Origin of the sequence: Fulvivirga lutimaris (assembly GCF_009711525.1) — a bacterium.
GTDB lineage: Bacteria > Bacteroidota > Bacteroidia > Cytophagales > Cyclobacteriaceae > Fulvivirga > Fulvivirga lutimaris.
Map to the genome: position 1 here is coordinate 26919 of NZ_SMLV01000425.1, position 22918 is coordinate 49836.

Sequence of the window (22918 nt, forward strand, 5' to 3'; positions counted from 1 at the left end):
TTACAAATCATCAGGATGAATACCAGCATCAATAGACAAAATCTCACACTTAGTAATAAGGCAATAGACTATTCCGATGCTATGAGTAATCTATTTGAACCAACTATAAACAATAACCTCCTTGCACATTGAAATTACACAAGTAGTCCCCAAAATCCTAGCCTGTTACTTAAGGCTTTTTGCCTTCTCCCAATACCTATCCATCTCATCTAAAGTCATCTCGCCCATTTTTTTACCATCCTTTTCAGATTCAGATTCGAGATAATTGAAACGCTTAATGAATTTTTTATTTGTCCTTTCTAAGGCTTCTTCAGGGTTGATATCTAAAAAGCGCGCATAATTAATTAGTGAAAACATAAGATCACCAAACTCAGCCTGAGCTTTGGTTTTATCAATTTCTGTTTCGTTTTCAATATTGAATTCTGCCTTGAACTCATTCATTTCTTCTTCTACTTTCTCCCAAACCTGCTCTTTCTTTTCCCAGTCAAACCCAACACCTCTGGCTTTCTCCTGTATCCGCATCGCCTTAACCATGGCTGGTAATGATTTAGGCACACCACCTAAAACTGATTTTTTGCTATTGCCTTTTTCCTTAAGCTTTATCTTCTCCCAATTCTCCTTAACAGCTTTCTCATCTTCAACTTCTACATCTCCATAAATGTGTGGGTGCCTATTGATTAGTTTTTCACAAATACTATTAAGTACATCGGCTATATCAAATTCATTTTTCTCTGAGGCTATACGAGCATAGAAAGTGTTATGTAGCATAAGGTCACCCAACTCTTTTTTTACTTCGTCCATATCATTTTCAATAATGGCATCAGTAAGCTCATAGGTTTCTTCAATTGTCAGGTGCCTCAAGCTTTCCATGGTCTGTTTCATATCCCAGGGGCAGTTCTCTCTAAGTTCATCCATGATGGTAAGCAGCCTGTCAAATGCTTCTAATTTGGCTTTGCGATTAAGATCTGGAGTTGTTTTAATTTTTTTCATGAATGTCCTTTTTCAGAAACTTTGATTCGATTGCTGTTATTTCCTTAGTGAATCAGTATTTTTGCTTAAAAATAAAGAAACATGACTACATTACTATTGGGAATCGGAATTGTGGCCTTATTCTTCATCCTGATGTCGGTGCGACTAATTTTTTTAAAGGATGGACAGTTTAAAGGTACGTGTGCTTCACAAAACCCCTATTTAAATAAAGAAGGCGCGCAATGCGGTTACTGTGGTAAGACCATGACAGGAGATGAATCTTGTGGAAATCCTGATAATGAAGTAGACAAAGTAATGGCTAAGTTTTCATAAGCTTAGCCCCTAAACACCAGGTAGGAAATATAGGCAATATATACCGCCACAAATAGCATTCCTTCCCACCTAACAATACGAGCACCTTTCCCAACTGCAACAGCAAATAATAGTAAGGCACTTGCTCCAACTATCATAACTATATCGGTATTGCTGGCTACATCAAAAGGCAGAGGTCTTATGACAGCAACTAACACCTAGTATCCATAAGAGATTGAATATGTTAGAACCAACTACATTACCCACGGCTATATCCGTGTTGCCTTTATAGGCAGCCATTGCAGAGGTAAAAAGTTCAGGAAGGGAGGTGCCAATTGCCACAACTGTTAATCCTATAAAAGTTTCACTAAGCCCAAATTGACTTGCAATAGTTGTGGCACCATTAACCACCCATTCACCTCCAAAATATAGTCCTATCAAGCCTAAAAAGATATATAAGATGGACTTATTCATAGAGTGTGTAGGTTCCGGCTTTTGAGCTGCGGCATCAATTTTCTCATTATCTGATTTAAAAACCACATATATATAGCCCATAAAGAGAACAAAAAACAGAAGTAGAATGGCACCATCAATTCTGCTCAATGTGAGTGATTTTACATCAGAAAGTAAGGCAGCGTTTGCCAAAAAACCAACCAAAAGTGTGGCCACTAGTGAGAATGGAATTTCAGAAAAATAGATATTCTTTGAAATAGGTAAAGGCCTAATTATAGCACTTATGCCTAAAATCAATAAGATGTTAGCAATGTTACTACCAAAGATGTTTCCAATGGCCAGACCGGGATTACCTCCAAAACTGGCTGTTACGTTCACCAGTAGTTCAGGTAGTGATGTTCCAAAAGAGACAATTGTTAACCCAATAATCATTTGAGATACATTGTATCTTGTTGCTATTGAAGATGCCCCATCGACCAATAAGTCTGCACCTTTTATTAGAAATATAAACCCTAGGATAAAGAGAAAATAGATCATAAAATACTGATTTGTAATTAGTTGTAATTGATAATGTTATAGCTATTTGTTCTTTTGATAAGAAAAGAATTATCAGTGAGACGCATAAATAAATTAAAGTCACAAATCCTGATTAAAATGAAAATGCTAACTTTGCATATTCATTTTAACCTAGTAAAAATTGACTTTAATAAAATCCATTTCAGGAATAAGAGGAACGATTGGAGGGCAGCCTGGTGAGGGATTAACTCCGTTAGATATTGTTAAATTCAGCGCGGCATTTGGAAGTTGGGCTGTAAAGCAAAGTGGCAAGAAAAAAATCATTATTGGCAGAGATGCGCGCATCTCCGGTGAGATGGTTAGTGGTTTGGTAGTGAATACATTAATAGGGTTGGGAATAGATGTTATTGACCTTGGTCTTTCAACTACACCAACTGTAGAAATGGCAGTTCCTGCTGAAGATGCCGCAGGTGGAATTATCTTAACAGCCAGCCACAATCCTATACAGTGGAATGCGCTGAAGCTTCTTAATAGTAAGGGTGAGTTTATTTCAGGAGATGATGGTGCGGAAGTACTAAAAATTGCAGAGTCAAATGACTATAAATTTGCTGAGGTACTGTCCTTAGGGAAGTTAAAAACGGATGATTCTTATATCGATAAGCATATTGATATCATCTTAAAATTACCTCTAGTTGATGTAGGGGTCGTTAAAGAGCGCAAGTTTAGTGTTGTTGTTGATGCTGTTAATTCAACTGGAGGAATTGCAGTACCGAGATTGCTTAAAGCAATGGGGGTTAAGGTTACAGAGCTTTATTGCGAGCCTACTGGGCATTTTCCTCATAACCCTGAACCACTACCAGAAAACCTAAATCATATTTCTTCAGAAATGGAGAAAGGGAAATTTGACTTGGGAATTGTAGTAGATCCAGATGTGGACAGATTGGCGCTAATTCAGGAAGATGGAACTCCTTTTGGTGAAGAATACACTCTTGTGGCTGTTGCTGACTATATTTTATCTAACAATAAAGGGAATACCGTTTCTAACATGTCTTCATCCATGGCATTAAGAGTAGTTACTGAAAAGCATGAGTGTACTTACACATCATCAGCTGTAGGTGAGGTAAATGTTGTAGAGGAAATGAAGAGAACCAATGCAGTAATTGGTGGTGAGGGAAATGGAGGTATTATTTATCCTGAATTACATTATGGTAGAGATGCTTTGGTGGGTATTGCTTTGTTCCTAACGCATTTGGCCAAGTTTGGAAAAAGCTGTTCACGACTTAGAGCGAGTTATCCAAATTTCCATATCTCTAAAAATAAAATTGAGCTTACTCCAGAGGTGGATGTAGACAAAATTTTGGTTGAAATTCAAAAGCAATATGCTTCAAAAAAGATCAGCACCATAGACGGTGTGAAAATTGAATTTGATCAGGAGTGGGTTCACCTAAGAAAGTCTAACACAGAGCCAATAATAAGAATATATTCAGAGTCAGAATCAGAGGCAACTGCCGAACATCTGGCAAAGAAAATAATCTCCGACATTAAAGAAATAATTACAGCTAAAGCATAAAATCATGAATGTTTATCTGGACAATGCAGCAACAACAGCTATAGATAGTGAAGTATTTGAGGCCATGAAGCCTTACTTACTTGAAAATTTTGGCAACCCATCGTCTACTCATTCTCATGGGCGAAAGGTGCGTTCAGCAATTGAATATGCCAGAAAAACTGTAGCAGAATTACTTCATGCTTCTCCGAGTGAAATTTTCTTCACTTCTGGAGGAACTGAGGCTGATAACACGCTCATCTGTTCGTCAATTGATACATATGATTTAAAACATGCTATAAGCTCTAAAATTGAGCACCATGCGGTGCTTCACACATTAGAGAACCTTGAAAAGCAAGGCAAAATTAAGCTCAGCTTTGTAAACCTGGATGATAACGGTAATGTTGACTTTGATCATCTGGAAGAGCTGTTAAAAACCAATAGCCGCTCGTTGGTGTCTCTTATGCATGCCAACAATGAAATTGGCAATCTTATAGACCTTGACAGATTGGGAGAGCTATGCGCAAGTTATGACGCAATAGTTCACTCTGATACTGTTCAGACCATGGGTCATTATAAACACGATTTATCAAAGCTGAAATTACATTGTATCACTGGAGCAGGACATAAATTTCATGGACCAAAAGGTGCTGGATTTATGTATATTGATAGGAATACGAAAATTGCTCCATTCATTCATGGTGGTGCTCAAGAGCGTAATATGCGTGGAGGTACAGAAAATGTTTACGGCATTATAGGTACAGCCAAGGCTTTGGAAATAGCCTACAGAGATATGGAAGAACATCAGGTTTATATCCAGGGGTTGAAAGACCGGATGATCTCCAAATTGAAGAATACTATTGAAGGTGTTGGATTTAATGGGGAATCAGAAAATAAGGACAAAAGCCTGTATACGGTATTAAATGTTTGTTTACCGCCATCTCCAGACAATGACATGCTTCTATTTACTTTGGACATAAATGGTATTTCTGCTTCTGGTGGAAGTGCTTGCTCAAGCGGAGCGTCTAAAGGATCCCATGTGCTTTCAGGCATTAATTCTGATCCAACTAGAGGTGCGGTAAGATTCTCATTCAGTAAGTACAACACTCCTGAAGAGATAGACTACGCTGCAGAAAAGGTAGCTGAGTTTTATAGTGAGTTGGCAGTGAAAAACTTATAAATAGAAGAGGATACCTAAAGTTATTGCTATACTTCTATTAGCATGTTTTTTATAGCCTTCAGGTTTGGTTTCAAGGTCATAAGTATCAGTAAGTCCATAATTGTAGCGAACATCCAGAATAAGATGATTTATAGAAAGTGGGTAAATTAGTCCAAGTCCTGCTATAGCACCTATCTCTTGCCTACTATCTTTAAACCCTTCATTATTATAGCTGCTGGTAAATACATAGTCTTCCTCAATAATTTTGGTTTCAGCTTCGATTCTTGACCTATATTTCCCTTTTGTCCAACGACCGGCATAAACTCCAAGGACTCCATAGTATTCTATTTTATTACCAAACCTGTATTGAAGCAGGACTGGTAACTGTAAATATGTGCTGGTTAATTGATCAAAAATGTCATCACCAAACTCTTCTTTATAACCTTTAGTAGTCATTAACAGCTCAGCTTGTAGATAGATTTGAGTTGTCAAAGGCACGTTTCCCATGGCTCCAAATTCTGTTCCTGATTTAAGAACTTGATAATCTGAGTCAAAGCTCTGCTGAGAAAGCGTCAACCCAGCTTTCGGGCCTATCCTTACCTGACTATGAGTTATGGCAGAAATGGATAAAATTAAAAGTGATGTAATTAATAGTCTCATGGACGTATAGGTTCTAGTACATACCTGAATTCTGTAGAGCCAACCTTGTCGCTTCTTTGGATAACTTGTAATTCCAGAAGGCGAAATTGTAATTCAACAATTAGATATTCCTCAATACCCAAATTACTGCTAAGTTCAATCTGCTGATCACCATTGACTAACTGCCATGTACCTTCATCCGTTTCATTATTTAGGTTAGTTCGGGTATAAGTTAAATCTTGATTTAATTTTATTCTATATGCTGATAAATCTGTATCCTGTTCAACTCCATTAATGTATACATTCGTCATTTTCCATTCTTTGCTTAAGAAAAATGATAGATCTGGTTTTTCTGAACTTCCGCATGAAAACAGACCTATAATTATGAAGAAATGAAGTATGTATTTTGACCTCAGCATGATTAATTCACAATTAGTTTTTGAATGTAGTTCGCCTCTTTAACCTTAACATGAATAAAGTATGATCCATGTTGGAGACCTGTAACTTCTATCATTGGCCGTTCAGGTGTTGTAGACCATACTTTTTTACCTGTTAGCGAATGGATATTTATCTTAATGTCACTCGAAAGCCAGCTTTCAGGAAATGAAATGAAAACATTTCCATAACTAGGATTTGGATAAACACTCAATTCTTTACTCAGCAAGTCCTCGGCCCCAGTTACTGTCAGGTTCACAAACTGGCATGAGGTGGTTTGATTACAATCATTGAATGTGGTTAAACACAACTCATAAACAGCGCCAAATAATACATCAATATCGTTGTAAGTATAAACGGGATTTAATTCTGTTGAAGTCTGTCCATTGCCAAAGTCCCATAGGTAATCTTTACCATTCTGCGATTGATTTTCTAAATATATAGTTACACTTTGCTCTGCTATCTCATAAAGTATGTTAAATTCCGCAGTAGGCAACTGACTAATCAGTACCTCAGTGCTTGCTTCATTGCTACAACCATTAATGTCAGTGACTTCAACACTGTAAATCCCTGCATCTGTTACATCTAAAGTTTGATTGTTTGATCCATCACTCCATAAATAGTTAGTAAATCCAGGGCCTGCATCTATCGTTAAGGTTTCACTTTCACACAATTCAAATTCTGTTGGCAAGCTAAACACTGGCTTGTCAAATATTTCGATTTCCGTAATCGTGGAGGCCTCACACCCATTTGATTTGATTGTTAATTCAACTCCATAGTTACCTGCATTACTATAGGAATAACTAACACTCCCCGGCACTTCACTATCGATAACCCCATCTCCATCAAAATCCCAACTATAAGTAGTATTTGCACCTGTGCCTGAAGAAAGGTCTGTGAATATAACATCGCTGTCAATGCATCCATTGTTTACACTGAAATTTGGAACAGGAGCATTGTTAAAAATTACTTCTTTAACCAATTCTTCAATACAACCAGAGCCATTATCAACTGTCAATCTTGCGAAATATGGGCCATCATCTAAGTAAGTGAACTCATCAGTATCTGTATTGCTATCAATTTTACCATCACTGTCAAAGTCCCACGAAACTATAGCCGAATCATTTAGGCCTGATGAAGTATTTGTAAATATCACAGGGTCTCCAACACAAGCTGACTCTAAGCTAAAGTCGAGCTGCGGTTTCTCTATGATTGTGATTGTCTGTACCGCAATATAACTGCACCCCTCTGAAGATGTGGCGATGAGCTCAACATTATATGATCCGTCTAATGGATATATAAAAGTTGGATTAAGCCTGTTACTATCTTCTAATCCATCTCCGTCAAAATCCCACGAATAAGTAGTTGCACTGGTAGTATTTACTGATCCATTTGTGAATGCTGTTGATGTTCCTGCACAAGATGTCGCAGCAGAAAAATCCGGAATTATAGCTTCTGGTATTGTAATATTCAAAATATGCTCGTCAGTACATTCTGTGCTGTTGCTGATTGACAAAATAGCAATATAGTTTCCAGCTGATAAGTAGTCATAACTCACGTTACCGGCTAGATTGCTATCTTCAATGCCGTCATTATTAAAATCCCAGCTATATATTGCTCCTGATGATAATCCTGTAGAGCTGTCAATAAAATCTATTACTGTGGTTTCACAGTTATTCTCAAATGTAAAAGAGGCTAATGGTTCACTTGCTATTTCTATTATAGCAGAATGAGTGAGTGTTTCACTCCCAGTTTCTATAGTCAGGGTAGCTGTATACATTCCTGATGTTGTGTAAACAAACTGTTCACTACCTGCAGTATTGCTGTCTTCGAGACCATCATCATCAAAGTCCCAACTATAGGTTGAGCCAGGTGGAATGTCAGTAGAGTTATCTAGAAAAAGGGTAGCTGCTCCAGCGCATCCTAGCTGAACAGAGAAACTAGCATTGGGCCCACCTCCTGTCGATACCGGATCTACCGTAACTGCTTTTGAATAGGTTGTTCTGCAGCCAAGTCCATCACTTACTTCAAGCGTTGTCAAATAGGAGCTCGCTGCAGGAAAGGTATTTTGGGTATTGCCGGCCGTATTATCATCTTCTATTCCATCAGTATCAAAATCCCAAGACCAGGTTGAAGCAGGGTCAACATTAAATTGATCTACAGTATAAGATGTAATGGAGCCAACCTCAACACGATCGGTGTTAAAGACAACAATAGGCTTTGGTTTTATAGTGATTTCAACTCCAACACTATCATAACAAATTTGACCTTGACTTATTGCTAAGGAAACCTCATATGTGCCAGGGTTGGTGAATGTATAGTTTGCATTGCCTATAATGTTGCTGTCTACAATTTCATCTCCGTTAAAATACCATCTGTACTCAGCATCTCCTTGGATATCAGTGCTTAAGTCTGTGAAGGTTATTTGTTCACCTGCACAGGCTAACGAAATATCAAAGTTGGCAGTAGGCTGAGCGCAATCGTCAATCACCTCAAACTCTCTGGTCTCTTTGAACCCCCAAAGCCCATTTTCATTTCGTGCTCTGAAGCTTATTTTGTTTGTTCCCACAGGAATGTCCAAGGCTGAAGGAATTAATAAGCTGGCAATATCAACATCAACATCATCAGGTTCAACATCTACTAATGCTCCATTACCATAGCCTGGGTCATCTCCATAAAAATATTCTAAATCAGTTATTTTCAGTGGAGTGCTACTCATATTACCACCGGGATTCACGTATACCACTCTAGTCTCGGCAAACCCCCAATTGCCTAATGCGTCTTGTGCTCTGATACCAATGACATGATAACCTGAAGTTAAACCATTTGGTAATAGCTGTTGAACATCTATTAATTGACCTGTCGTAATGGTTATAGCTGTTCCATTTCCTTGGCCTGGATCAACGTCAAAATAATATTCAAGTGCCACCATATCTTCTGGCGTTGGGTTTGGATTTAATGGGTTCTGTACATAGAAAACTCTAGTTTCATAAAATCCCCATTTGTCACTCGCATTTTTTACTCGGTATGAAACTGTATGAAAGCCATTTGACAAAGCACTAACATCAAGAACTTCATTTAAATCCACAGTGGTGTTGGGTGAAATAGGTGATAAAACCCCGTTGCCAACCCCAGGGTCCAAATCTACGAAATACTCTATATCAGTTAGGTTAACAGGCAAGGGTGGAGTTGTATCTTCATTGCTCTTGATGAAAAAATTACGTGCTTCATATACCCCCCAGTTTCCCGATGCATTTTGAGCTCTTATTACTAATAAATGAATCCCTTCTGATAACCCCATCATTGAGGTTGGTATCGTAATATTTATATCAATTGACTGACCTTGAGATATTGGTATGTCAGTAGCTAATCCAACACCGGGATCATCATCAATGTAGTACTCCATAGCTATGATGTCATCTTGCGCTAGCAAGACACCATATGACATAAGTGTCGTAAGCAATATTGTTATGATTCTAAGCAAATATCTTTAGTTTGACTTTGCTTTAATCCTTACATCCAAATCGTCTCCAGGGTTGATTACTGTACTTGTATTTAAGATTTGAATAGTAGGTAGTGGCGTTGTATCTAGCACAAAGTTAGAGTCTGTAAAAGGGTAGGGTCCTCCTGAAATTCCGATATCAGTACCATCACTGCCTGCATTCAGCGCAGGCGAACCTCCTTGAAGTGTAAAATCATAAGCTGGATCCCAAGTATTTAACAATTGAACATTGCCAAATAAAGGGGAGGAACTTTCTATATTTCCATCACCAGAATTTGAAACCCCACCACCAGAAGGGGGCAGCTGATCATTCCCGGTTTCATAACTTAAGTTATTAGTGAATATATTTCTCTGAAAATTAGTTGAATTACTATTGCCTGAGGCATTTTCACTTGGAGTTCGTCCATAAAAGATATTATTGGCTACAATAACGTCTGTAAGCTTATTAAATGAATCTGAAGACCCTTTACTGCCTACAAATACATTGTTTTGAATAATAACATTATCTCCTTCACTGGATTTTTCAATTATACCATAAATGATATTGTTGGAAAGAACTGCAGTGGATAATGCAGAGGTAAAGAAATTGATTCCTTCCATATAATTATTTCTAAATATAAGATTAGCTACAGCATTGGCGAAAACACTTTGACCATCAATATAATTGTCATAGATTTCTGCGTTGGCTATAACTGGTGCTGTAGAACCAGAAGACCAATAAATTCTATCAAAATCGCAGTTATAAACTTTTATACCATCCAATGTATAATCGAGACCACTTCTTTTAAGTGGAAATAACTCTTGAAAACGGATACCAGTTATTGTTGAATTGGAAGCATTTGATGTATTATCCACATTATTTCTAAGGGTAATATCTACCATAACAGATTCATGAGGAAAGTCCTTATCCAGATTAAAGCCAATGCCTACGAGATGTAATTCCTTCTCAATAATGACACTACCATAGGCATTTGGACTTGGCTGTATATAAATAAAGTCCCCTGCACTGGCAGCATCAACGGCCTCTTGAATGGTGGAAAAAATGTTTGACCCTGTGGGAGCATTAAAGTTGTTGTCAGCTATGAAAACGTCCTGTCCCAGTGATGGAAGTACGACACAAATCATTAGCAATGAGAAGATTAAATTTTTCATTCCTTAACTTTTTTAGTGGTACATCATATTGATGCACAAAGAAAGTAAGAAATTATTAGGCCTTAATGAAGAAAATCGGAGCCAATGTTCAGTAAATCAGTGAATTGATAAGTAAAATACAACGATATTCCGCTGTAATCTAATTAATAACCAAATCCTTTAGACATTTGATCCAGAGCGGATGCTCGTTCAGACTCTCAACAAGCTGAACCTTTTCACCACCATGCTCTTCAAATATTTCTTGATACTCATCACCAATCTCAATAATGGTTTCGAGGCAGTCTGCTGTAAATGCAGGAGAAAAGACCAATAGTTTTTTAGCTCCCTTTTTTCCCCATTCTTCAACTACCTTATCAGAAAAAGGAGTAAGCCATTTCTTGTCCAACCGTGACTGGAAACAGACTGTGTATCTATCTTCTGGCAGGTTCAGCTTTTCGGCAATCAATCTTGTTGTGGCGTAGCAGGTTGCTTTATAGCAATATTTATTTTCTTCAGTTAGCTCATGTTCACAATCTCTATCACTGCATAATCCATCCTGATATACCTTGTCAACATGTCTGTCCGGTAGCCCGTGGTAGGAGAAAAGCACATGATCATAATCATCAATATTATACTTTGAAGCTCTATCCAAAATAGCATCAATAAAATCAGGGTTGTCAAAATACTGACCTACAAACCTAATCTCAGGTATCACCCACCATTTCTTAACCACATCCATCACTAACTCATAAGCCGATCCAGTACTTGCAGAAGCATATTGAGGAAACATAGGCAGCACTACTATTTTGTTGTAGTTCTTTAATCTCATCTGCTCCAAAACATCTACAATGTTTGGATTCTTATAGCGCATGGCTAAGTGGACATCATAATCATCACCTAACTCCTTATCTAATAGTTGAGCGACATTGTTGCTAATTGTTAGTAAAGGAGAGCCTTCTTCTGTCCACACTTCTTTATAAACTTTGGCAGATTTGGGTGCTCTAAAAGGAACAATAATCAAGTTAACGAGCAGTAATCTTGCTATCGCAGGAATGTCTATTACCCTTGGATCATTTAAAAATTGAGATAAGTATGATCTAACATGAGATACACTTGGACTGTCTGGTGTGCCAAGGTTTATCAATAAAACCCCTGTTTTTGATTTATTCATAGTCTAGAAATAATATATAGCCACAGAATAGGCTGCAAATCTTAGAAATCTTGTTGAAGCAAAAAGTAAAAACTTTGGAAAAGGGAAGTTTGTGGCTCCCACCAGCATACAAATTGCCGAAAAAGGAACTGGTGTAATAGCGCCTATTATTATTAAGAAACCAGCATATCGGTTTAAAATATTTTTGTACTTACGGATGTATTTATCAAAAAGAGGTTTGAATAGTGCAACGGACCTTAAGTTGGAGCCTATGTAGTAACCCAACACTCCTGCTGCAAATGAGATTATAGTTAATAGCGCAACATTAGCCGCATAGGTTTCGAAGATACCATGCTTTACTGACCAGATCATAAACAGCTCGGGTGGTATGATACCGAAAATCACTTCTGAAGCCGTGAATACAGCATATACCAAAAATGGCCATTGAGCAATGTGCTCTAGAAAAAGGTCAAAGTGGGTGTACTTTTGAACGTAATAATACCCAACAATTATCAATGCCAAACCGAAAATCCCTCGCGCGAGGTTTTTAATTAATATTCTCGATCTGATATTAAAAAGACTCATTCTATTATTGTATTGGGCAACGTTTAAACTCCTGATTCTCATCAAAAAGTTTCCGGTAAGTGATATGTGTTTTAACAATGTCTCCACCCACTTGTTCTACCACTCTAATCATTTTAGGATTAAAATCTCCGATCCAGTTCATTTCCAAGTCGTCATAGCGCTGGTAGTCCTTCTGCACCATTTGGGCAGTAGCCAAAACGAGTGCACCTTCTACACCTTTTCCCTGATGCTCAGGAACTATTCCAAATACTAAACCAAGCATTTTTTTGCAGGTCTTTCTCCATTTATGATAAACAAATTTTAGCTTACCTATGAGGTCAAGTTTACCATTTACATGTTTAAAAATCTGGTTAACCTCAGGAAGGTTTATGTAGAAAGCAATAGGTTCATCATTATAATAGCCATACCAGACAATCTTTTCATCTATAATCGGCTTCATTTGCTTCATGATGGCCTTCGCCTGTAATGACGACATTTGTGATACTCCCTTATGTCGTGCCCAGGCCTTATTATATACAATTCGAAAATCTTCAGTGTATTTATCGAGCTTGTTTAATTCTAAATGACGGAAAGAGTAGCCGCTATCTTTCTGAGAGAGAATCTTTTCTCCTTTTTCCATCAACTTGCTTGAGAAGGGGTCTCTTACCTTACGTCCGAATGTAAACTGTTTGAAGTAATCTTTGAAACCATAGGCTTCGAAAAGCTCCTGATAGAAGGGAGGATTATAGTTACAGTTGTAGTTCGGTTCTATTTCAAATCCGTCAACTAAAAGACCCCACCATTTATCACGCTCACCAAAATTAATAGGGCCGTCCATGGCCTCCATATCATTTTTTATGAGCCACTCTTTACAAGTATCAAATAACAAAAAGGCCGCTATTTTATCATTTATACATTCAAAAAAGCCCATTCCACCAGTAGGCTGGTCGTTATCTTTAGATACGGTTTTTTTATTAATGAAAGCTGCAACCCGACCAACAATCTGTCCGTTATCGTCCTCCAGAATCCAACGGATACACTCACCATTCCTAAAAGTCTTGTTTTTTTTAGAATCAAATACAGCGTCAATATCCTTGTCAAGAGGTCTTATCCATTTAGGATTATTCTTGTAAAGACGAACCGGTAATTTAATAAACTCTTGAGCCTGAGCTTTATTATTTACTTCAATAACTCTCATAGGTGCAAGTATAAGAGTTCTAGGCCTTAATTGCCGCCTTATCCTTTGTATTAGGTAAAATAATGGTGAAGGTTGTTCCTTTATCAAGGGCACTTTGAATGTTCACATTACCGCCTAGTTTTTCGATGGCATTTTTAACGATGTACAAGCCAATGCCTGAACCTTCAGCCGAGGTAGTAGCCCTGAAGAACATATCAAAGATTTTTGGAAGTGCACTTTCATCAATACCAATACCATTGTCTTCTATTTTGATCACCGCCCTTTCGGCATCAATATTAATATCGATCTTAATAAAAGAGTTAGAAATTTCGGTATTCAAATACTTGATCGCATTTGAGATTAGATTTCTGAAAATCTCATTCACTCTCCATTCATCACTATAAAATTCATGGTCAGAAACGGTGATGAATTTATCGATGTTGCTGGCACCTCTCAAATAGCCAAGGCCTTCGAAGCAGTTTTCAATCACTTTTTTGAAGTCAATTTTATTGACAGCGATATCCATTTTCAGGTTTTTCGAATGGCTCAACACATCATTGATAAAGCTGTCAAGTTGCTTAACCCTGTCTTCTATAATGGAAATGTATTGCCTTATATCGTCCTCATTTTGATCATGGCTAGCTAGGTGAACCAGGCCTAAAATAGATGAGAGTGGTGCTCTAAGGTCATGAGAAACCTTATATACAAAGTTGTCTAGCTCATTATTTCTGATCTGCAATTCATGCTCGACATTCACACGGTCCGTAATGTCTACATAGATACCATAAATACCTATGGTCTTATTATTAAAAGATACAGGTACGCCATATATGATTACAGGAATGAGTGAACCATCTTTATGCTGGCGCTTTGATTCCAGTACTCCGACCGTTCCTTTGGCGGTTATAATATTTATATCAATGGCCTCTTTATTCTTGTCTTCCGGTACAATGATGTTGTTAAGCTGGTTCCCAATGATATCTTCCTCACCAAAGCCAAACATTTTTTGAAAACCACTATTCATTTGAACCACCTTATGTTCGTCATCAAGCAGAACAATTCCCATAGGCGCATTATCAAACAACTGGGAGAACAGCTGCTCATTTTGCTCGATAATATTTTGTGTGATTTTAGAATCGTTAATATCTAGAATCGTTCCTGCAGACTTTTTGACTTCTCCTTTTTTATTGCGTTCGGTAACTTTTCCTTTATCCAACACCCAGAACCATTCTCCACATTTCTTCTTAATACGATATTCCGATTCAAAAACTTTAGATTTTCCGGCTATATGATCGTCCATTTTGGCACGAACACTGTCAACATCGTCAGGATGGATCATGCTTTTCCAGCCCTTAAATGCTTCGTCAAACTCTTCTTTAGTATAACCCAGTTTGGCAGCCCATGATTTATTGAGAAATGTCCTTCCAGATTTAGCCTTCCATTCCCACAAACCAAGTTCGGCACCTTCCAGCGCAAGTGTTAATCTTTCCTGAGTTAGTTTATACTGATGTTCGACCTCTTTTTTGTCTGTGATATCAAGCAGTAGGCCGTAGCGTACAATGGTGCCATCTTTGAGTTTTGCTGGGCTACTTTTACCCTCAATCCACTTTTCTTCTCCATCAACTATAATACGGCCTTGCCATTCCCAATTTTTGGCTTCAAACTCACTGCTTTGAGTTGAATTTCTGAAAGTTGCTAAATCATCAGGGTGGATGCACATCTCCAGCTTGTTGGCATCTTCCATCACCTCTTCTGGTGAGAAGCCAAACATTTCCTGACACCCTTGGCTTATATATCTGAACTTATGAGGATTATCACCTATTTCTTCATATTCATAAATCACACCGGGAAGTCCCATGGTGAGCATCTGAAACTTCAAGTGTGTTTCAGATAAAATCTCATCAGCCTGCCGCTGAAAAGTAATGTCAGTCAACATTAAGATCACTTCCTCAAGATCCTCATTGGCATTTTTAACGGGGAAAATATGTCCTTTAATAAATTTCTTTTCGTTGATCCCTAATGACTTTATTGAAGGTGTATCATATGGATTGTAAGCTATGATAGGAATGTCGCAAGGTTGACCAGAAAATCCTTTTTGTATAAAAGGCATTATACCTAAATCCACCAGCTGATCGTCTTCCAGTATATTGTAATTAGTGATTGCTTTAATGGCCATGCCACTATTTGCTCCCCACAAATCCCCATAGGCCTTATTGAAGTATCTGGGTCTGCCATCCTTATGATAGATTGCTGTAGCTATTGGAGACTCCTCTATGAGATGCTTCATTTTGCTATGAGTGGCAAACTTCTGAGATACTTTTCTTAAGATGACCATACAGCCAAGTCCTTCACCAAAGGGTAAGTTAAACGGGGACAAGCTTGCCTGACAGATGTTATTACTTCCATCTGTAGCAAAATGAAAGTTATTTTTCAGTACAATACCGCTGTTGTTGAGCGCTTGCTTTAGTCCGTCTAAAAAGAATTTTTGTCCAAACTGGAAGGAAACTGAAAATATAGGTTTACCGATAACCTGACCGGACGTTAATCCAGTGATTTCTACCATTTTGGGATTCCAGGCAATGACTTTGCAGTCGTCATCAAGCAAAAATATACCATCAACACTGGCCTCTATCAAATCTGTAATATAGAGACTATCCGCACCCAACTTGTTCATCAATATTATTTCTCAAAATAAAATTTGCAATATAAGGGTTAGAATGTGAGATTCAAGAGAATTGTAAGAAAATCCTTTAAAAGGCAACTTTAGGGTTAGTTTTTGGGTTGATGAAGGCAATAAAGGCCACTCAGCTCATTCTTAAAATAGTATAATTATGAAATCCAACAACGTCACTTTTACCAACAAAGAGAATAATACGATATCTGCTAAACTTGAATTACCTCTTGATAATAAACCAGAGGCGTATGTAATCTTTGCTCATTGTTTTACGTGTTCCAAGAATCTTTCGGCCGTTGTTAATATTTCAAGAGCTTTGGCTCAACACGGGTTTGGTGTTTTAAGATTTGACTTTACTGGTTTAGGAGAAAGTGAAGGGGAATTCTCTGATACTAACTTTACCTCAAACACCACTGATCTAATTGCAGCCTATACTTTTTTAGAAACTAATTATAAAGCTCCTGAGCTGGTAATTGGCCATTCACTTGGAGGAGCAGCAGTTTTGGCTGCTGCACATAATTTTAAAGCGACAAAAGGTGTAGTTACTATAGGTTCTCCATATGACCCGGCCCATTTAAAGAAGCTTTTTAAAGCAAAGTCAGACATTATTGAAAATGAGGGCGAAGCTACAGTAGACATTGGAGGAAGAGCATTTAAAATAAAAAAGCAGCTGATTGAAGATCTGGAAGAAGCTTCCAGCGAAGAGCGTATTTCTCAACTTAATAAGTCATTATTGATCTTTCACTCTCCGCAAGATCAGGTGGTCGATATTTCTAACGCTAAAGAAATTTACCTAGTGGCCAGGCACCCAAAAAGCTTTATATCACTTGACAAAGCGGACCATTTGTTATCTAATAAGCTCGACTCAACTTATGTTGGTAATACAATTGCCGCTTGGGCTGAGCGATATGTTGAGGAAGAGGACGCAGATGAATTGAATACTGATTTACAGGCTGTAGTGATGACAGGTGAACAAGGTTATACTACAGAAATAAAAGCGGCTGGGCATAGTTTGATTGCAGATGAGCCGGAGTCTGTTGGTGGTCTGAATCTAGGTCCGAATCCTTATGATTTACTGGTGTCGAGCTTAGGGGCTTGCACCAGTATGACCTTGAGAATGTATGCCGATAGAAAAAACATCGATTTAAAAGAGGTAAAAGTTCACTTGAAGCATGATAAGGTTCATAGTAGTGATTGTGAGTCTTGCGAAACAAAACCTGTTTTGATAGATCAAATTGAAAGGTATATTGAACTTTCAGGCAATCTCACTGAAGAGGAAAAAGCTAAACTTTTAGAGATTGCTGATAAATGCCCGGTTCACAGAACACTGCACAATGAAATTGTGGTTAAGACAAGCCTGATGTAGCTATTGAACCCTTACAAATTCTATCTCTTCTACATTCCAGTCAATTACTAAACCTTTGGCAATGCCTTTAGCTGCCTTTTTGCCAAATAAAATCTCTGACAAGTACAGCGCAGGATCATAAGATTTTGCTCCACCAACAGAGGTGATGAGTTTACCGTCATGTACGAAGCTTACTCCATCATGAACAGTGAGTTGCGGGAAGGTCTCTTTATACCTTTGAATGTCTGATGGAAAAGTGGTTGATTCTTTTTCATTTACTAAACCTGCCTGAGCTAATACAAAGGCACCATCGCATAGGGACATTACATATTGAGCATTACCGCCAGTTGTCTTTACAAAATTGATGAGCAACTCATTTTCAAGATCAGAATCCATACTGTGTTCGGCACTTGGCACAACCAGTACATCAATGTTGGGCAATGAATCATATAGAAAGGAATAGTCTGGTGTAATCTTCAGTCCTTCAAATGAGGTTATCATCATTGAATCTGGTGCAACTGTAAAAACTGACATACCCTTTTCAGTATGAAATACGGTGTGATGCAGTATGTCCATAGGAGCAACCAGTTCAGAATTGTAAACTCCATCCACTATTAAGAAGGCAACATTCAATTTTTTATCGGGCATGATTGGAGCAGGAAGTTCAGGTACAGTATTCGTTACCTCTTTATTCTCGATTTTATTGCAAGCTAGTAAAGCCACTGTAACCAGAAATGTGTAGATAAGATTTTTCATTTCGTGAGATTAGGTTTTTGATATGTACAAGATTCTATCATTTTACCAAAGTAAAACTTAGAATCTATTTTTTTATAACCAAGCGTCTCGAATTGCACTTCAAAATCTTGTAGCACGTTAGCTTCCAGTTGACTGAATATCTTGAAAAACAAATACATCAGCTTGATAAGGCCGTTTTTGAAAATAGAATTGGTTTTTCTAAAGTCTGTACAGAGCCAGATTCCTGAAGTACTTAACGAGTTCTCAATCTTCTTCATTATGAGAGTTAGATTCGCTAGAGCAAAAACATCTAAGAAGTAGTTGGTTATAACCACATCGGCATTAGGCGGATTAATAGCTAAGGCGTTTTGACAAATAAAAGTGACTTCTATGTTTTTAAACGGTTGCCTGGCTTTCGCCAGCCTGATCATTTTTGGTGATAGTTCGACAAATGAGATAGTTAAGTGAATTTTTTGTTTGTCAAGCTCCTTTAGAATCTCACCAGATCCACCTCCTAAAATCAGGATGTGATTACCCTCTTTTAAATGCTTGAGCATAGCTTTTTGAGAATCAATAAGATTATTACCAAAAATCAACCTGCCTAACTTGTCGTAAACGGGTGCTATAAAGTTGAAATTGTTTCTCACAGGAGGTAGAAAATAGGAAAAAGAAAGATTCCATCTCCTGCATAGCGATAGTATTTGATTATGTAAGTATTTTCTCTTCTCCAGAAGATGATTTGCAAAACCCCAAACATAGATGCAAGAAGTACCGATTCCCTTACAAACCCTAATACTGTTAAATAGGTAATCAAAGCAATACCTACTAACCCCAAAACCTTTAGTACAACCAAGGTAATGGGTTCTCCTGCGGCCATGACAAACGAAGGAAATTTGGCATTCAAATCTTCCTTCTGGTCCATCAATGAAAATACCAGCAAATTGAATAGAACAATAATAAAAAAGATAGAAATGACCAACAACTGAAAATTAGAAATAGGATTCGTCATTTGGCTCACTGGACCAAGGCAAATGCCTGCTGTGTAAATTATAGCGATTACCAACTCTTTATGAAGTATGAATTTACTTTTCAGAAAATGAATAGATAAAAAGTAAACCAGTACAGCACTGCTTAGGACTGTACCGTATAGTAATGTTTTGTAAGGTATAAAGGGAAGCAAACAAGCGGTAAGTAGAATGGTAAAGATCAGGGCTTTGGTAAGTATAGAAGAGTGTCTTTTATGAAACGCTAGCCTGGCACTAAGCTGATCGGCTTTGCTGTTCTTAGCATCTAGCAAATGGTCGAAGGTGTAGATAGACCAAACTACCAGACCCAATATAAGTAGTGAAGTATTAGAATATTTAATATCGGTAATTATTGAAAGAAAGATAGAAGAGATAATTGAACCGATTACTACATCAATACTCAGATGATTTATAGTTATGAAGGATAAAAACTTCTGCATAAAAAAAGAGCCTAACTCTAAAGTTAGGCTCTTTTTTTATTAATCAAGTCAAAAACTAGTTGTGATCAACACCTTTAACACCTGTTCCGAAGTCAATGTCAATAACTCTAGTGTCGCCAGATCTTAAAGTTATATTAGAAACACTTGGGAAGCTGTAGTTTCTCTCATCAACAGCTTGATTTAAGTTTGGTAAATAACCAGTACCACCGTTAGTGATTTCCCAACCGCCATTCCAATTGAATTCACCAGTTGCTAATAGATTACCACCAGTTGCCGTTGCTGTGGCGCCAGATCCAGGTGCACCTACTGCAGAAGGCTCAATAGTAATTAAAGGAATAGCTGTGTAACCCTCACCTTCTTCGTCAATATTATCAATATCGTTAATTGAACCATCCTCGTTTACATCACCGTCATCCATAGATGCTACAGCCTGAATAGATCCACCTTTTGTAACCAAAACAGATGGCATTTCATCAGAGAAGAATGAAGTCTTATAACTTGCTGTTTGATCCTTATATACAATGTTTCCGGATCCATCAACAGTTAAAAGAGTAGATGTTAAATCACTAGAGCTACCTGTTTCAATATTTGTTGCACTACCACTAGTAAAATTATCTCTAGTGCCAGTACCAACCTCTAGGTAAGTAAATTCTATATCGTCAGGCAACAAAGCATAAGGAACTGTATTGCCACTGTTATCAAGAGCGAATGTCCATTGCGTTCCAAATTGAAGTACACTTATAGCTGCCTGAGTAGTAGCTCCACCGCCTGAGAAAGTAAAGGTTGGTGAAGTATAGTCATCGCCAGTATCAACCATAAATATTCTTTCTAATCTACCCATTCCAACAGCTGTACCATCTCCGCCACCAGCAAATGAAATTTCAAAACCAGTTACTTCGTCTGCAATCTCATCCCAGTTGTTTGCTTCGAAACCAGGACCGGTTCCAGCATTGATACCTGCGGTAATCTCAGCCTGACCAATTTCACCAGAGCCATTAGCAGTAGCCGTAAAGTTATCAGCAAAGATTGGGTTTGAATCTTCATCCAGGTAGTTAATTGTCACAGTATAGTCATTGTCAGCTACAAGCCCTGTTCCTACTGTAGTAACTGTTGCTGAAGTATACATCCACTCTAAATATGCCATTGCTGTAGCTCCTGTGCCTGTACCTCCGTCAGCAACTGCAACAGTCGGTGTGGTTGTATAGCCCGAGCCTAGATTTGTAACCTGTAAAACTATGTCAGTATTAATTTCATTTGGGAGAGTAAAGTTGTTCCCATCTTGAAAAGTGAAAGTAGGAATAGATCTACCAACTCTTGCAAATGAGCCCATAGTAAATCCTTCTCCTGCTGGATCTGGAGCATTAAATACAGTTCTTACACCAACAACAGCAGGGATATTATAAAAGTCTGAACTATAATTAAAAATGTTCCAGCTTGGCCCAAAATTAGTTGCAACGTCTAAGTATTCAGGTCTATCTAAATCAACATTATTAACTCTTGAAACAGCTATTCTTTGGGTTGCACTTACATTTGGCACTATTAGATCAAATTGAACGCCAGCAGGTACTGTCATAGAATATGCTCCTGTGGTAGCATCAACATCAGCTGAACCTAAATCAAGAACGTTGTCATTGGTCGCAAGAAAGTACGTTAAACCAGCAAGTGAAGACGCTTGTGTTAAAGCATCATCAAAATCTGCCACTAGTGCAACTCCTGTTGGAAATTCGGTAGTAGTGTTAGTTACGTCAGTCTCTATTGTAACTGTACCTTGCACTGTAGCCGTAGCCGCTGAAGCTCCTAAAACAGTGATAATCGCACTTTCAGTTACAGGAGTAGGTATAATCACACCATTGACGATTTGGTAATGAACTCCTTGTTGGATTGAACCAAAATCGGCATTTAGAGTAGCTGGAATGATAGAACCTCCAGAAACAGATATTACATTTCCTCCGATTGCAACTCTATTAAATAAAGCTAAACCAGCAGCATTAGTGGTAACAGTTTGCTCATCTAGCCCACCAGATCCCAATGAAGCCGCCATAGTTACAGTAAGACCTTCTACACCATTTCCATCTGTATCTACAACCTTGAGTTGAAAGCCTACTAATTCTCCTGCCTCATTAAGAGCAGCAACATTTTGAGCTTTAATTGAGTCTTGTCTTGCATTTACAAGATCATTTTGAGCATTTAAAAGATCCTCTTCAGAGAAATCATCGTCACATGATGTAGCCAACAAGCCAACACCAAGTAGCATTAATAATAAAAATTTGAATTGTTTCATTTTCTATTGAGTTTAATTAAAAGACTTGGTTTAAAATTTATTAAAATGTAAAGATTTGATAAGCAAAGTTGATGCTGAAAGATTGTGAATAAAGGTTTTCAGTTACCTGAGGGTCTGCAATACCAACAGCATTTAAGTTGTTGATACCTCTTTGGTACCTAAATTCAGTGGTAAAAGTATTACCATTGTCAAGAGCAAAATCAAGAGCAAAACCACCAAAAAAGCTAAAGTTTGATGCATTTATGTCCCCTCCTATATTCTCCTCTAGATTAGAAAGTAACACTTGATTGCCATTGTTGAAGTTGAAAACCGCATCTCGCTGCTCGAAAGCACCGAAAACATAGGCATAACTAAAGCCAACAATGAATTTTGGTGTAATCGCTGACTCTTCCATGTCAGGAAGACTTATTCGTGCCGATAGAGGAATTTCTATGCTGTGCAAAAGAACCGATCTGTTCTTGTAGTCCACTGAGGAAATTCCATTAAGAAAATCTGACGAAATGTCCGCTGACGTTTCGTAGCTTCTCTCAAAATCATGACGGCCGCCACCAAATAGTGTATACTTAATCTCTCCCTGAGCTTCTAAAAAGCCCAAGACCTGGTACCTTGCAAAACCTCCAACATTTGTACCCATTGTTATGCCGGGTTGTGTAAAGGAATTGAAATTTGTTCCTGCTGTAGCTCCTACTTTTAGTTGCGCCTTTGTTTCAGCAGTAAATGCGAACAAAAAAGCCACCAAAAATACAGATAACAGCCATTTACGTTTAGTCTGTTTTACTTCCATATTATCATCTTTATTTATCATTAATTAATAGTTCAATTGTTAAAGATTTAGTTAATTTTTATGTAAGGGATAGCTATAATA

20 protein-coding genes are annotated in these 22918 nt (G+C 37.8%); 4 read left to right on the plus strand and 16 right to left on the minus strand.

Annotated elements, in window-relative coordinates:
• Positions 1-165: 165 nt before the first annotated feature.
• A complete protein-coding gene (gene mazG / locus E1140_RS17800) occupies positions 166-990 on the minus strand; it encodes a nucleoside triphosphate pyrophosphohydrolase (RefSeq protein WP_155187162.1) in 825 nt (274 codons plus the stop codon).
• A gap of 81 nt (positions 991-1071) precedes the next feature.
• Here mazG and E1140_RS17805 point away from each other — a divergent pair, with 81 nt between their 5' ends.
• A complete protein-coding gene (locus E1140_RS17805) occupies positions 1072-1302 on the plus strand; it encodes a hypothetical protein (RefSeq protein ID WP_155187165.1) in 231 nt (76 codons plus the stop codon).
• 2 nt (positions 1303-1304) lie between these two features.
• Here E1140_RS17805 and E1140_RS21960 read toward each other — a convergent pair whose 3' ends face one another.
• A complete protein-coding gene (locus E1140_RS21960) occupies positions 1305-1439 on the minus strand; it encodes a hypothetical protein (protein ID WP_281350435.1) in 135 nt (44 codons plus the stop codon).
• Positions 1440-1464: 25 nt separating this feature from the next.
• On the minus strand, positions 1465-2271 hold the full coding sequence (locus E1140_RS17810; protein ID WP_246203013.1) for a calcium/sodium antiporter: 807 nt from the start codon (positions 2269-2271) through the stop codon (positions 1465-1467).
• A gap of 160 nt (positions 2272-2431) precedes the next feature.
• Here E1140_RS17810 and glmM point away from each other — a divergent pair, with 160 nt between their 5' ends.
• Both glmM and E1140_RS17820 read left to right on the plus strand, forming a co-directional pair.
• Complete coding sequence (glmM, locus tag E1140_RS17815) at positions 2432-3820, plus strand: phosphoglucosamine mutase (RefSeq protein WP_155187168.1); 1389 nt, start codon at positions 2432-2434, stop codon at positions 3818-3820.
• Positions 3821-3824: 4 nt separating this feature from the next.
• On the plus strand, positions 3825-4976 hold the full coding sequence (locus E1140_RS17820; RefSeq protein WP_155187171.1) for a cysteine desulfurase family protein: 1152 nt from the start codon (positions 3825-3827) through the stop codon (positions 4974-4976).
• Here the strand turns inward: E1140_RS17820 and E1140_RS17825 are convergent.
• From E1140_RS17825 to E1140_RS17860, 8 genes are all read right to left on the minus strand, one after another.
• Positions 4971-5615, minus strand: coding sequence for a porin family protein (locus E1140_RS17825; RefSeq protein WP_155187173.1), 645 nt, complete (start codon positions 5613-5615; stop codon positions 4971-4973). The genes E1140_RS17820 and E1140_RS17825 overlap by 6 nt on opposite strands.
• Positions 5612-6013, minus strand: coding sequence for a lipocalin family protein (locus tag E1140_RS17830; protein ID WP_155187176.1), 402 nt, complete (start codon positions 6011-6013; stop codon positions 5612-5614). The genes E1140_RS17825 and E1140_RS17830 overlap by 4 nt, the downstream gene beginning before the upstream one ends.
• A 2-nt stretch (positions 6014-6015) precedes the next feature.
• Positions 6016-9513, minus strand: a complete 3498-nt coding sequence (locus tag E1140_RS17835) for a PKD domain-containing protein (protein WP_155187180.1) — start codon at positions 9511-9513, stop codon at positions 6016-6018.
• A gap of 6 nt (positions 9514-9519) precedes the next feature.
• Complete coding sequence (locus E1140_RS17840; protein WP_155187183.1) at positions 9520-10683, minus strand: right-handed parallel beta-helix repeat-containing protein; 1164 nt, start codon at positions 10681-10683, stop codon at positions 9520-9522.
• Between the two features lie 139 nt (positions 10684-10822).
• Positions 10823-11833, minus strand: coding sequence for a ferrochelatase (gene hemH, locus E1140_RS17845; RefSeq protein WP_155187187.1), 1011 nt, complete (start codon positions 11831-11833; stop codon positions 10823-10825).
• 3 nt (positions 11834-11836) lie between these two features.
• Positions 11837-12397: a YqaA family protein gene (locus E1140_RS17850; protein ID WP_185153660.1), complete on the minus strand. Its 561-nt coding sequence runs from the start codon at positions 12395-12397 to the stop codon at positions 11837-11839.
• Positions 12398-12401: 4 nt separating this feature from the next.
• Positions 12402-13574 carry a hypothetical protein gene (locus E1140_RS17855; RefSeq protein WP_155187192.1) on the minus strand — a complete coding sequence of 391 codons (1173 nt, stop codon included), beginning with the start codon at positions 13572-13574 and terminating at the stop codon, positions 12402-12404.
• Positions 13575-13593: 19 nt separating this feature from the next.
• Positions 13594-16227 carry a PAS domain S-box protein gene (locus E1140_RS17860; protein ID WP_155187195.1) on the minus strand — a complete coding sequence of 878 codons (2634 nt, stop codon included), beginning with the start codon at positions 16225-16227 and terminating at the stop codon, positions 13594-13596.
• Between the two features lie 157 nt (positions 16228-16384).
• Between E1140_RS17860 and E1140_RS17865 the strand changes: the two genes are divergently transcribed.
• Positions 16385-17593 (plus strand): bifunctional alpha/beta hydrolase/OsmC family protein, encoded by a 1209-nt coding sequence (locus E1140_RS17865; protein WP_155187198.1) that lies wholly within the window; start codon positions 16385-16387, stop codon positions 17591-17593.
• Here E1140_RS17865 and E1140_RS17870 read toward each other — a convergent pair whose 3' ends face one another.
• From E1140_RS17870 to E1140_RS17890, 5 genes are read right to left on the minus strand one after another with little or no spacing between them, the layout of a single operon-like run.
• Entirely contained in the window at positions 17594-18328 is a 735-nt protein-coding gene (locus E1140_RS17870; RefSeq protein ID WP_155187201.1) for a DJ-1/PfpI family protein, read from the minus strand.
• Complete coding sequence (locus E1140_RS17875; protein ID WP_185153661.1) at positions 18325-18954, minus strand: methyltransferase domain-containing protein; 630 nt, start codon at positions 18952-18954, stop codon at positions 18325-18327. Before E1140_RS17875 ends, E1140_RS17870 begins: the two co-directional genes overlap by 4 nt.
• A complete protein-coding gene (locus E1140_RS17880) occupies positions 18951-19772 on the minus strand; it encodes a hypothetical protein (protein ID WP_155187207.1) in 822 nt (273 codons plus the stop codon). The genes E1140_RS17875 and E1140_RS17880 overlap by 4 nt, the downstream gene beginning before the upstream one ends.
• 55 nt (positions 19773-19827) lie before the next feature.
• Entirely contained in the window at positions 19828-22053 is a 2226-nt protein-coding gene (locus E1140_RS17885) for a hypothetical protein (RefSeq protein ID WP_155187210.1), read from the minus strand.
• A 40-nt stretch (positions 22054-22093) separates the two neighbouring features.
• The gene (locus tag E1140_RS17890; RefSeq protein ID WP_155187213.1) at positions 22094-22858 is read right to left on the minus strand and encodes an outer membrane beta-barrel protein; all 765 of its coding nucleotides are present in this window, start codon (positions 22856-22858) and stop codon (positions 22094-22096) included.
• Between the last annotated feature and the right edge of the window lie 60 nt (positions 22859-22918).

What these genes read in the sequence shown, in the direction of transcription:
- mazG (WP_155187162.1), bottom strand. Translation starts at nt 990, where the DNA reads ATGAAAAAAATTAAAACAACTCCAGATCTTAATCGCAAAGCCAAATTA.
- E1140_RS17805 (WP_155187165.1), top strand. Translation starts at nt 1,072, where the DNA reads ATGACTACATTACTATTGGGAATCGGAATTGTGGCCTTATTCTTCATC.
- E1140_RS21960 (WP_281350435.1), bottom strand. Translation starts at nt 1,439, where the DNA reads ATGATAGTTGGAGCAAGTGCCTTACTATTATTTGCTGTTGCAGTTGGG.
- E1140_RS17810 (WP_246203013.1), bottom strand. Translation starts at nt 2,271, where the DNA reads ATGATCTATTTTCTCTTTATCCTAGGGTTTATATTTCTAATAAAAGGT.
- E1140_RS17820 (WP_155187171.1), top strand. Translation starts at nt 3,825, where the DNA reads ATGAATGTTTATCTGGACAATGCAGCAACAACAGCTATAGATAGTGAA.
- E1140_RS17825 (WP_155187173.1), bottom strand. Translation starts at nt 5,615, where the DNA reads ATGAGACTATTAATTACATCACTTTTAATTTTATCCATTTCTGCCATA.
- E1140_RS17830 (WP_155187176.1), bottom strand. Translation starts at nt 6,013, where the DNA reads ATGCTGAGGTCAAAATACATACTTCATTTCTTCATAATTATAGGTCTG.
- E1140_RS17840 (WP_155187183.1), bottom strand. Translation starts at nt 10,683, where the DNA reads ATGAAAAATTTAATCTTCTCATTGCTAATGATTTGTGTCGTACTTCCA.
- hemH (WP_155187187.1), bottom strand. Translation starts at nt 11,833, where the DNA reads ATGAATAAATCAAAAACAGGGGTTTTATTGATAAACCTTGGCACACCA.
- E1140_RS17850 (WP_185153660.1), bottom strand. Translation starts at nt 12,397, where the DNA reads ATGAGTCTTTTTAATATCAGATCGAGAATATTAATTAAAAACCTCGCG.
- E1140_RS17855 (WP_155187192.1), bottom strand. Translation starts at nt 13,574, where the DNA reads ATGAGAGTTATTGAAGTAAATAATAAAGCTCAGGCTCAAGAGTTTATT.
- E1140_RS17860 (WP_155187195.1), bottom strand. Translation starts at nt 16,227, where the DNA reads ATGAACAAGTTGGGTGCGGATAGTCTCTATATTACAGATTTGATAGAG.
- E1140_RS17865 (WP_155187198.1), top strand. Translation starts at nt 16,385, where the DNA reads ATGAAATCCAACAACGTCACTTTTACCAACAAAGAGAATAATACGATA.
- E1140_RS17870 (WP_155187201.1), bottom strand. Translation starts at nt 18,328, where the DNA reads ATGAAAAATCTTATCTACACATTTCTGGTTACAGTGGCTTTACTAGCT.
- E1140_RS17880 (WP_155187207.1), bottom strand. Translation starts at nt 19,772, where the DNA reads ATGCAGAAGTTTTTATCCTTCATAACTATAAATCATCTGAGTATTGAT.
- E1140_RS17885 (WP_155187210.1), bottom strand. Translation starts at nt 22,053, where the DNA reads ATGAAACAATTCAAATTTTTATTATTAATGCTACTTGGTGTTGGCTTG.
- E1140_RS17890 (WP_155187213.1), bottom strand. Translation starts at nt 22,858, where the DNA reads ATGATAAATAAAGATGATAATATGGAAGTAAAACAGACTAAACGTAAA.